This window comes from Caballeronia sp. GAWG2-1 (genome assembly GCF_023631405.1).
GTDB lineage: Bacteria > Pseudomonadota > Gammaproteobacteria > Burkholderiales > Burkholderiaceae > Caballeronia.
Window position 1 is genome coordinate 522,769 of record NZ_JALQDD010000006.1, and the last position, 9,731, is coordinate 532,499.

A 9,731-nucleotide genomic window follows, 5' to 3' on the forward strand; every position below is an offset into this window, starting at 1 on the left:
TTGCTCTTGGCTTAACTGTCACTGCTGCGGTTGCTGACGACGATGCCCGCCATGCCGCGCACCCGAAGCTGCCGACGCGGCAGCCGCCGCCGATGCACCTGAAGCGCCGGATGCGCCCGAAGCACCCTTGGCCTTGTCCGCCGGAATCGTGATCTTCGCGCCTTCCTTGAGCCGGTCGGAGCCGTCGATCACCACGCGCTCGCCGGCCTGCAGACCGGTTTTGATGCTGGTGCGCTCGCCATCGACGGGACCGGTTTTCACGTTGCGCACCGTCACCGTATTGTCCGGCTTGACGACATACACGAACGATCCCGACGAGCCGTTCAGCACCGCCGAAGTCGGAACGATAAGCGCGTCCTTGATGACATCGACGAGCAGCTTCGTGTTCACGAACTGGTTCGGAAAGAGCCCGAGTCCTTTGTTGTCGAAGGTCGCGCGCAGCTTGACGGTGCCGGTGGTGGTGTCGATCTGGTTGTCGAGGGTTTCCAGATAGCCCGATTCGAGCGCAACCGTATTGGCGCGGTCATATGCCGTCACCGACATCTTCGTGCCCGCATGCAGCGGCTTCAGGATGGCGGCAAGGTTGTCTTCCGAGGTGGTGAAGATCACGCTGATCGGCTGCAATTGCGTGATGACCACGACGCCGTTGGTGTCGCCCGTCGTCACGTAATTGCCGGGATCGACCTGACGCAGGCCGACGCGTCCCGACACGGGCGCCGTGATGCGCGCGTAGGTGAGATCGAGCTTGTAGGTATCGACGTTGGCCATGTCCGACTTGACCGCGCCTTCATACTGCTTGACGAGCGAGCCTTGAGTGTCGACCTGTTGCTTGGCGATGGAGTCTTGCGAGAGCAGCGTCTGATAGCGCTGCAAGTCGAGCCTCGCGGTCTGCAACAGCGCCTGGTCCCGCGCCAGCGTGCCTTCGGCGTTACGCAGCGAAATCTCATAAGGACGCGGGTCGATCTGCGCGAGCACGTCGCCCTTCTTGACCATCTGGCCTTCCTTGAAGGCCACGTCCATCAGCGTGCCATTGAGCTGCGTCTTGACCGTGACGTTGGCAAGCGGCGTGACCGTGCCGAGCGAATTGATGACCACCGGCATCTCGCCTTGCGCGACGGTCGCGACGTGCACGGGCTGCGGCTGATTCATCGCGTTCGCGCCGCCGCCACGACGGCCGCCGCCCTGACGTGCATCCTGTGGTTGACCCGAGGCACTGTTGCGGCTCCAAGGATGCCACCAGGCGACGGCTCCCGCGACAATCAGCAAAGCGATCACGAGCGGGACGAGCTTGCGCCGCCTTGGCGGGCGTTCCCCGAGCGTGGTCGTGGCAGGTCGATCAGGCGAGTTGGACGGTTTCTGCGGTTGTCCGGGAGAATTCTTTTGGTCGTCCATCGGTTCTGTGGCTGGTATTTCAAGTGATTCGTTGGAGCGCCCAAGGCGGCGCGCGAACGCCAGGCAGGACAGCGCAATCTGCAAGCCGCATCGAGGCGAGGACCTGAAAGCGGGCGATGAGCACATGAAGCTTTGTCGCGACGCGTTCGAAGCGCTGCCGCGCATGACGAAACCGCAACGAAAAGACACGACGCATACAAGCCGCACCAACGCCGCGCGGTCGTGCGAAGCATGATGCTACGTCCCGCATCGAGGCCCGTCCACCTACCTTTCTTTCGGCTGATTACGAGTGTTACACGCGGCCTGACATGGCTTTCGCACGGTGCGAGCGCAGGCCGGCCGAACCCGTCGATGGGTCGGCCGGCCAATACGTCAGGGGTGTCAAGTCTACTCGGTGGCGCGCAAGTCCGTAGAGGCAGCCATCGCGATGGCCGCCGATGCGGCGCCGGACGTGCCGCCGATCTCATGCGCAATCTGGCTCACGCAGCGCAGCAGCGCGGGCGCGACTGTTTCGATGAGCGTCTCTTCGGGACACTGATGTGCCGCGCCGCCGCAGTTCACGGAGTAACGCTCTTCCGACGGACCGATGAAGCCCGCCGCGACCGCGTTGAGCCCCAGATGCCATTCGCCGATCGAAACCGCGAAGCCATTGCGATGCGTGTCTTCGATACCGTGCCGAAGTCCCATCGCGATGAGCGGCCAGTCGTCGCCGGATGCGATCTGCAGACTACCGATGAGCGTTTCGCGATCCGCCTGCGACAGCACGGACAAGTACGCGCGCCCCACGGCGGTACGGGTCAGGTCCATCCTTCCGCCCACTTCGAGACGTGAGACGAGCACGGCCGAACGCGGACGGATGGCATCGATAACGACCATTTCCAACCGGTCCCGAACCGCCAGATGCACCGACAGGCTGGTTTCCTCGGCGAGCGCGATGAGGTAGGGGCGCGCCCGAGCACGAATATCGAAATTGCGTAAGAATCCGTTGCTGAATTCCAGAACCGAGGCGGTCAGCACGAAACGCTCGCTGTCGGGTAGCCGCAGCAGCAGGCCTGCGCCGACGAGCGTTGCTGTGATACGCGACACGGTAGGTTTGGGAATGCCGGTCCATTCGGTCAGCTCTCGGTTGCTGACAGGGGCATCGGCGGCAGCGATACGGCGTAGAACGTCAAGACCGCGCGCAAGCGCCGTGACTTCTTCGCCCTCTCTCTCTCTCGGTTTTTCCCGGTCTGGTAGCCGGCTTTTTAATGTGTGCATTCTTATTTTCTGAAACGTAGTTTCGGATGCGGGCTGACGCTAAATAACTCGGATGCCGCCTAAACTTGCAAGCGGTGCAAGCCTCTCATCGATAAGCGGTAGACGGTTTGAAACATTTCTCTTGTTAGGGGTTTGCAAAGATTACCTTGGGCAGAAGTTCTGCGCCGGAGATTTTGCTTGACTTGGGCAGCAATCCCATAAAAAATGGAACCGAATTTCGAAACTGGTGAGGCGACGTGCACAGTTGCTTTCCGCTCCCCGCTTGAATGACCGGCTCTCAGGTTCTAGCACGGCCCTCGGAATGGCTAGAACTTTTAAGGCGCTATGGAAACATAGCGCCTTTTTTTTCGCCCTATGTTTGCGGTAACAAACGCACTGAATATACGCTGAAAGCAGAAATGGCGTCGGACTGGAAGCAAGTTTGCTTCGGCGCGAAGGGTTGCGGAGACGCTGGATGAGGGCGAGGCGCGCGCCCGTAGGCCGGGCGCTTGGACAGATAGCGGCGCGCGATGCGCCGCCGGTGAGTCGATTCAATCGAATTCGTTGAACACGCGGCGCTGCCGAAGCAGGCGCTTGCCGCGCATGATCCAGTACACGCTCGCAAGTAACAAAAGCAACGCGACGCTCAAAACGAATACCGGCGAAATGCGTTCGGGCGCTGGCTGACTGGTGGCGATCAAAAGCGCCGCGAAAAATGCCGCCGCCGCTTGATAGTAGGCGCGCTTGGCCAAACTGCGGCGCATCTGGTGCGTAGTAAAGCGGGAGACAGGAGGACGGGTGAAAGGCTCGAAAAGCAGGACCCCGGCGAAGAGGGCCACGACGAAATTCATATAAAGCATGGGGGCAACGTTGGCGCGAAGAGATGTGGACTGGCGGCGAATATATGCGAGTCCCATGCCTCTCAAAACCAGAAGTGTCCTAAATGTAGAGGGAAAACTCTATTACATTCGCGGGGAGTTAGAGGGTGTTCAAAAGTTAGGCAAAGCCGAGAAGAGCCGGTAAGGGTTTTCCAAGGTTCCCTCGTGATGCAAGCTTTACAAAACGCTTCTTTTCCAAGTGCCAATTCGAGCTCTCGCGCTTAGGCAAAATGCGCTCAAAACGTTGCCATCCAGGGTCAGCGTATGATGAGCGCCATTTCCAAGAGGAACAAATCGCGCTCAGGCGTGCGGACTTCGCATCGAGATTCATGCAGCACTCAGGCACCACATCTGGAAGGAACGACCATGCAGACATCGCCCATGACCCGAATCGGGATCGCGCTCGCCGCGCTCGGTGTACTTGCCGCGTGCGAAAAGCACGATGCATCGGCAGGACAGGCGGCGGGCGCGCTCAACAACCTCGCGAGCCAGACCCAGCAAAAGTTCGATCAGGCGGCGAGTTACGTCGGCCAGAAGGTCGATTCCGCCAAACAGACAGCTCAGCAGAACATCGACAACGCCGGCTCGATGCCCGACATCTCCGCGAGCAGCGTCGCGGCGACGGCACGTGCGAATCTGCAGAACGCGGCGAGCGCGACTAACGCCGCCATCACCGACGCGGCCAGCGCGACGGGCGCCGGTTTGCAGAACGCGGGACGCAAGTTGCAGGATTGGTCGAAGGACGGAAGCGCATCGGGCACGGCGGGTAACGCGGGTACGTCGGGCACTTCGGGCGCGTCGGGCACTTCGGGCGCGTCGGGCACTTCGGGCGCGAGCCCGACCACCGACACGAGCGGCGCCCGCACGGAAATGGACAAGTAAGCAGCCGGCGTCGACTTAACATTCCGTTACGTCCGATTCGGCCGATGCCTTCACCGCAGCCGCTAAACTGGCGGTCTTTCGGAAATCGAGACAGTTATGAAGTCACGCAAGCTCGCGCATGACGGCGCGCTGGCGATCGTCGCGATATTTTGGATGGCCGCGCTTGCGCTTTTCTCGCCCGCCGCGTTCGCGGCTCCGGCGCTCACGCTGCCTTCGTTCGAGGAACTGATCAAGCCCGCCGCACCCGCATCCGCTCCCGATGCGGCTTCCGGCGTGACGGACCCGGCCGTATCGGATGCCGACATGGTGCGCTCGCTCGATACGGTCATCTCGACGCTCGACAGCGATCGACAGCGCGGCGCGCTCGTCGCGCAATTGAAGAAACTGCGCGAAGCCAAGCGCGCGGCCGAGACGGCTGGCGCGGCATCGGGCGCGGTCGCGGTCGATTCAGCCGCTGCGTCAGGCGCAAGCGCGCCCGCGGCCACGCCGTCGACGGCATCGTCGGTCGTGGCGAGCATGGCGCAGAACGCGGGCTTGCTGGGCGCGATAGCATCGGCGCTCACGAACATCGAAGCCGACGTGAAGCGCGGCAAAACGCCGATCGCGTACTGGGGCGGGCGCTTCAACGCGGCCGGCAACGAACTCTTCACCATCGTCACGAGCCAGAGCCGCGAGCCGTTCGGCCGCACGCTCTTCAATTACTTCGCGATGCTCGTCGGCTGGGGCGCGTGCGCGTTCGTCCTCGTCTATGTGCAGCGGCAGGTCCACGCGCGTTACGGCATCCAGGCCGGACTGCATTCCAACCCGACCACGCGCGAATTGCTGCTCTTCGCGCTGCGGCGCGTCGCGCCTTATTTGTTCGCGTTCCTCGTCGCGCTGGCCTTCGTGCGCATGATGCCGCTTTCACTCGGCCGCACGCTCGCGATGGTCACGGCCTACGCCATCGTGGCGGGCGCGGTGTTCTCGGCGATCTGCCTCATCATGTTTTCGCTGTTCGGCTCGGCGCACCGGCGCGTGGCGGTGAACGTGCTGATCATCCGCGCGCGGCGGCTCCTGTTCCTGATCGGCACGTTCGGTGCGCTCGGCGACGCGGCCGCCAACTACGACGTCGCGCAGCAACTCGGCACCAATCTGTCCGCCCTGATCTCGACCTTCGCGAACATGGGCGCGGCGGCGCTTACCGCGTATTTCGCGCTGGCGTTCCAGCGGCCGGTCGCGCATCTGATCCGCAGCCGCACCTACGAGCAGCGCAACACGCGCAAGGCCGCGACCGAGACCTTCGAAGTGGTCGCTTCGTTGTGGCAGGTGCCGTTGCTGCTGCTGGCGTCGGCGTCGGTGGTCGCGACGCTCGCGGGCATCGGTACATCCGAGAACGTGTTGCAGATGGCGATTGCGACCGCCGGACTGCTCGTCGTCGCGTTCTTCCTGTCGGCGATCGTGATCCGCATCACGCGGCCGAAGTCGCAGAAGCCACGCCGCCAGTCGGCTTACGTGCGGCGGCTCGTGAAGTTCGTCGGCACGATGATCGTGACCGGCGTGTGGCTCGTATTCCTCGAACTGTCGTCGCGCTTCTGGGGTTTTTCGCTCGCGCACATGGCCGAGGAGAGCGTCGCGGCGCGCGGCATCACGCGCGCGTTCGCCATGATCGTGCTGACGTTCTTCATCGTCTGGCTGGTGTGGATCCTGATCGATACCGCCATCCAGGAGACGTTGCGGCCCGATTCCACGCGGCGCGGCACGCGCGGCCCGAGCATGCGCGCGCGCACCATGCTGCCGCTCGTGCGCAACGTCGTGTTCGTCGTGCTGCTGATGATCGCGGGCATCGTCACCGCGGCCAATCTCGGCCTGAACGTCACGCCCTTGCTGGCGGGCGCGGGCGTGATCGGGCTCGCGGTCGGCTTCGGCGCGCAATCGCTGGTCGCGGATCTGATCACGGGGCTTTTCATCATCATCGAGGACACCATTTCCGTTGGCGATTCGATCGAGGTGGAAGGCGGCCACGCGGGTATCGTCGAAAGTCTGACGATCCGCACGGTGCGCCTGCGCGACGGCCAGGGCGCAATCCACGCGATTCCCTTCTCGCAGATCAAGACGGTGAAGAACCTGTCGCGCGACTTCGCCTACGCCGTGTTCGAAGTGCGCATGCCGTTTTCGGCGGATGTCGACGAAATCACGCAAATGATTCGCGAAGTCGGCGTCGAGCTGATGGACGATCTACGCTACCGGCGCGAGATGCTGGGTCCGGTGGAGGTCTGGGGACTGGACCGTTTCGATTCGAACTGGATGGTCGTGAAAGGGCAGATCAAGACGCGGCCGCTGCAGCAATGGAGTGTGGCGCGGGCGTTCAATCTGCGCATCAAGCGGCGGATGGACGAGGCGGGCATCGAGATTCCCGTGCCGCGGATGCATGTGCAGATGAGCCGCACCGACCTGCATGCCGCGTTCGAGCCGCACGCCGATGGCCGCGCGCAGCGCATCTGGACGGGCGAGGAGCGGCTGCTCGAAGACGAGGAATTCGTGGATGCCGATCCCCCGAAGGCCCGCGATGTCTCGCACGAACCGCGTCCCGCGCCGCCGCCGACGGACCAGTCCGTGCAAATTCCGCCGCAGATTCCCACGGCGGAGCCGGGCAAAGGTTGAGACGAACTCGTCGTCAGGCCGCGAGCAAGTCGTTCACGTGCGTGGCAATCTCGTCGCCCGCGACGCCGTAGATATGCAGCGAGATCGCGCGCGCGGTGGCATCGGCGGGATTTCCCAGGCGGTGAATCGCGCCTCCGCCCGCCTGCACGAAGGAGACGTCGCCGGCCTCGCGCGCATGATGCCGCGTTTCGATGGCTGATGCCGAAGGCGCGTCCCAGCGATAAAGCGTCTCTTCAAGCGTCCCGTCGATCACCGCATAGCCGCACCACGTTCGATGACCGTGCACCGGACTCGCCTGTCCCGGCTCCCAGACGAGCGCGGCGATGGCGTAGCGGTCAAACGGGTCGGCCGCCAGCAGATGACGGCGATAGCCGCGTGCGCCGCTTTCACGCTGATCGAGACGCAGCAGGCTCGTATCGGACGAAGCGCGCCACAGAGCCGCACGCACGCGCGATCCGAACGACAAGGCATCGGCGGAATGGAAGGCGGCATCGATTTCATCGCAGAGCCGGTTTAGCGCCGAACCGCCGCGTAGCGACGCCGGCGCTTGATCCCGAGGCCGCGAAAGGCGGCTGAACGCTTCGAATTTCATGATGACGGCACCGGTTTTCGTTGTGTTTCGCGAACAACATTTATACCGGCTTGCGCCCAGAATTAGTTTCCATATAATTCCGCTCGAAGAACCAAAAATAGAATAATTTCCTATCGGGGGTGCGCTGTGGGAATGGACCTTATCGATCGCAAGCTGCTGGAATTGCTGCAGACCGACGTGACGATGCCTATCGCCGAGCTTGCGCAGCGCGTGAATCTTTCGCAGACACCGTGCTGGAAGCGCGTGCAGCGCTTGAAGGAAACCGGCGTGATCCGCGCACAGGTGGCGCTATGCGATCCGAAGAAGCTGGGTGTCGGCACCACGGTGTTTGTCGCGGTACGCACGAATCAGCATACGCAGATCTGGGCCGAGGACTTCACGCGCGCCGTGCGCGACATTCCGGAGGTCGTGGAGGTGTATCGGATGAGTGGCGAGACGGACTATCTGCTGCGCGTGGTGGTATCCGATATCGACGATTACGACCGCGTCTACAAGCAGCTCATTCGCGCCGTGCCGCTCTACGATGTCAGTTCGAGCTTCGCGATGGAGCAGATCAAGTATTCGACCGCATTGCCGGTGCGTCCCACGCTCGAATCCTGAGGCGTGACTCGTTTTCAGATGGCGGTTGGCGCTTGCCCGCGCCATGCCACTTCAGTCCGCACCAAGCGCCTGCCTGTGGAAGGCGCGGCATGATCGATTCGCCAAAAAAAGCCGCCCGTGGAGGGCGGCGTAACGCGTCCAGTCACTAGGTATTCCGGTCTAGCCCTTACTGCCCCGGCCGGAATCAGACGCGCATGGAATCGAAGGAAGTATGGCCGGTGACGCGGTGCCTCTCAAGCGGGACCGTGCAGCAAAGAATTTCGCGGTGCTTGGCCGTCTTCCGAAACGGCGCGCGCGGACATGCGGCAGATCGAGAAACGGTCGGCGCAACGCAACTGAAAACCAGTGCGGGTACTATCACGGGTTGATGACGAAACGCGCCAGGAGACGCAACATCCGCCATGACCGATGACCGCAACGACCGCCGCCCGGACAGTACCCGCAACGGCGCGCCCAAGAAGAAGAATCCGACATTCGGCGTCGGCGCGTTTATCGTCGTCGTGGTGTTGCTCGTGATCGGCACGCTCGCGTATAACGCGATTCGAGAGAAGCGCGACTTCGATCAACAGAACGCGACGCCTTCGCCAGCGAGCGATGCGCGGCCGGCCGTGCCGGCGATCGGAGCGTCGCAGTAGCCGAGCCCCTCAAACCGGCAAGCGAATCTGCGCCGCATCCTTGCTGATCAGCGCGGACGCCGTAAGCATCTGCTTGCATTGATGCGCAAGCAGTTTGAGATCGTGAAGCGCATCGGCGGGCAACGCCTGCGTGCGTTCGGCGTTCGTGACCATGGCGTCGAGTTCACGGCGCAGTTCCTTGATGTCGTCCGCATTCGCCGGTGTCGCTTCTTCGCGCGCGGGCTCCGGCAGCGCGCCCTGTGCATCCGACAGATTGTCGCGCACGATTCCGAAAGTCCGTTGCAACGGCTCGAACGCCTGACCTTCGGCTTCGTTGATCGTTTGCAGAAGCGGCGCCGCTGCCGTGATCTGCGACGCGAGCACGTGACTTTGCACGAGCAGATCGTTGAGTTCGGCGACATATTTTTGCTGCGCCTTGGGCTCCAGCATCATTCGCTGGAACGCTTGCGCGAGATTGGCGAACGCAATGTGCACGTTCTTGCGCGCGAGCCGGTAGCGGAAGTCGCGGTCCAGCGCGGTGGCGGCGACGGTCGCGGCAGCCGATGCGCCCTTGCTGGTGGTCGCCGCCGTGCTCTCGCCGATGCTCACCGACGACAGCTTTTCCGCCGTTGCGCTCGCGGCACGTACCGCCGATGCCGTCACGAGATTCGGATCGAGCGCGGGAGTATCGACGGTGGATTCGTTGGCGGCTTCTTTCGCGATCACGATGGTCGATACGGCGGCGTCGTCTAGCGTCTGAGTCGCGGTGGCCGTGGCAACGGCGGCCGGTGCAATCGAATCTTGCGTGGGGGGGGGGGGGCCCCCCCCCCCCCCCCCCCCCCCCCCCCCCCCCCCCCCCCCCCCCCCCCCCCCCCCCCCCCCCCCCCCCCCCCCCCC

Annotated in this window: 9 protein-coding genes; 4 read left to right on the forward strand and 5 right to left on the reverse strand. The window is 63.3% G+C overall.

What is annotated here, in order from left to right:
- Window positions 1–18: 18 nt before the first annotated feature.
- From NCR98_RS04795 to NCR98_RS04805, 3 genes are all read right to left on the reverse strand, one after another.
- A complete protein-coding gene (locus NCR98_RS04795; protein WP_250464269.1) occupies window positions 19–1,392 on the reverse strand; it encodes an MdtA/MuxA family multidrug efflux RND transporter periplasmic adaptor subunit in 1,374 nt (457 codons plus the stop codon).
- 387 nt (window positions 1,393–1,779) lie between these two features.
- Window positions 1,780–2,649 carry an IclR family transcriptional regulator gene (locus NCR98_RS04800; protein WP_244827547.1) on the reverse strand — a complete coding sequence of 290 codons (870 nt, stop codon included), beginning with the start codon at window positions 2,647–2,649 and terminating at the stop codon, window positions 1,780–1,782.
- A gap of 530 nt (window positions 2,650–3,179) precedes the next feature.
- A complete protein-coding gene (locus NCR98_RS04805; RefSeq protein ID WP_250492116.1) occupies window positions 3,180–3,545 on the reverse strand; it encodes a hypothetical protein in 366 nt (121 codons plus the stop codon).
- A 327-nt stretch (window positions 3,546–3,872) separates the two neighbouring features.
- Between NCR98_RS04805 and NCR98_RS04810 the strand changes: the two genes are divergently transcribed.
- Together NCR98_RS04810 and NCR98_RS04815 are read left to right on the forward strand one after the other, a co-directional pair.
- The gene (locus NCR98_RS04810; protein ID WP_250525627.1) at window positions 3,873–4,388 is read left to right on the forward strand and encodes a BCAL1086 family glycoprotein; all 516 of its coding nucleotides are present in this window, start codon (window positions 3,873–3,875) and stop codon (window positions 4,386–4,388) included.
- Between the two features lie 96 nt (window positions 4,389–4,484).
- The gene (locus NCR98_RS04815) at window positions 4,485–7,028 is read left to right on the forward strand and encodes a mechanosensitive ion channel family protein (protein WP_250525628.1); all 2,544 of its coding nucleotides are present in this window, start codon (window positions 4,485–4,487) and stop codon (window positions 7,026–7,028) included.
- 13 nt (window positions 7,029–7,041) lie between these two features.
- On the opposite strand, the gene NCR98_RS04820 is transcribed toward NCR98_RS04815, so the two are convergent.
- Window positions 7,042–7,620: a cysteine dioxygenase family protein gene (locus NCR98_RS04820; protein WP_250525629.1), complete on the reverse strand. Its 579-nt coding sequence runs from the start codon at window positions 7,618–7,620 to the stop codon at window positions 7,042–7,044.
- Between the two features lie 132 nt (window positions 7,621–7,752).
- Here NCR98_RS04820 and NCR98_RS04825 point away from each other — a divergent pair, with 132 nt between their 5' ends.
- Window positions 7,753–8,220: an Lrp/AsnC family transcriptional regulator gene (locus NCR98_RS04825; RefSeq protein ID WP_244827553.1), complete on the forward strand. Its 468-nt coding sequence runs from the start codon at window positions 7,753–7,755 to the stop codon at window positions 8,218–8,220.
- Window positions 8,221–8,621: 401 nt separating this feature from the next.
- Window positions 8,622–8,855 carry a hypothetical protein gene (locus NCR98_RS04830; protein ID WP_244827554.1) on the forward strand — a complete coding sequence of 78 codons (234 nt, stop codon included), beginning with the start codon at window positions 8,622–8,624 and terminating at the stop codon, window positions 8,853–8,855.
- Window positions 8,856–8,864: 9 nt separating this feature from the next.
- On the opposite strand, the gene NCR98_RS04835 is transcribed toward NCR98_RS04830, so the two are convergent.
- Window positions 8,865–9,560, reverse strand: a complete 696-nt coding sequence (locus NCR98_RS04835; RefSeq protein ID WP_502799715.1) for a hypothetical protein — start codon at window positions 9,558–9,560, stop codon at window positions 8,865–8,867.
- Between the last annotated feature and the right edge of the window lie 171 nt (window positions 9,561–9,731).

What these genes read in the sequence shown, in the direction of transcription:
- NCR98_RS04825 (WP_244827553.1), top strand. Translation starts at nt 7,753, where the DNA reads ATGGACCTTATCGATCGCAAGCTGCTGGAATTGCTGCAGACCGACGTG.
- NCR98_RS04800 (WP_244827547.1), bottom strand. Translation starts at nt 2,649, where the DNA reads ATGCACACATTAAAAAGCCGGCTACCAGACCGGGAAAAACCGAGAGAG.
- NCR98_RS04805 (WP_250492116.1), bottom strand. Translation starts at nt 3,545, where the DNA reads ATGGGACTCGCATATATTCGCCGCCAGTCCACATCTCTTCGCGCCAAC.
- NCR98_RS04830 (WP_244827554.1), top strand. Translation starts at nt 8,622, where the DNA reads ATGACCGATGACCGCAACGACCGCCGCCCGGACAGTACCCGCAACGGC.
- NCR98_RS04820 (WP_250525629.1), bottom strand. Translation starts at nt 7,620, where the DNA reads ATGAAATTCGAAGCGTTCAGCCGCCTTTCGCGGCCTCGGGATCAAGCG.
- NCR98_RS04810 (WP_250525627.1), top strand. Translation starts at nt 3,873, where the DNA reads ATGCAGACATCGCCCATGACCCGAATCGGGATCGCGCTCGCCGCGCTC.
- NCR98_RS04815 (WP_250525628.1), top strand. Translation starts at nt 4,485, where the DNA reads ATGAAGTCACGCAAGCTCGCGCATGACGGCGCGCTGGCGATCGTCGCG.
- NCR98_RS04795 (WP_250464269.1), bottom strand. Translation starts at nt 1,392, where the DNA reads ATGGACGACCAAAAGAATTCTCCCGGACAACCGCAGAAACCGTCCAAC.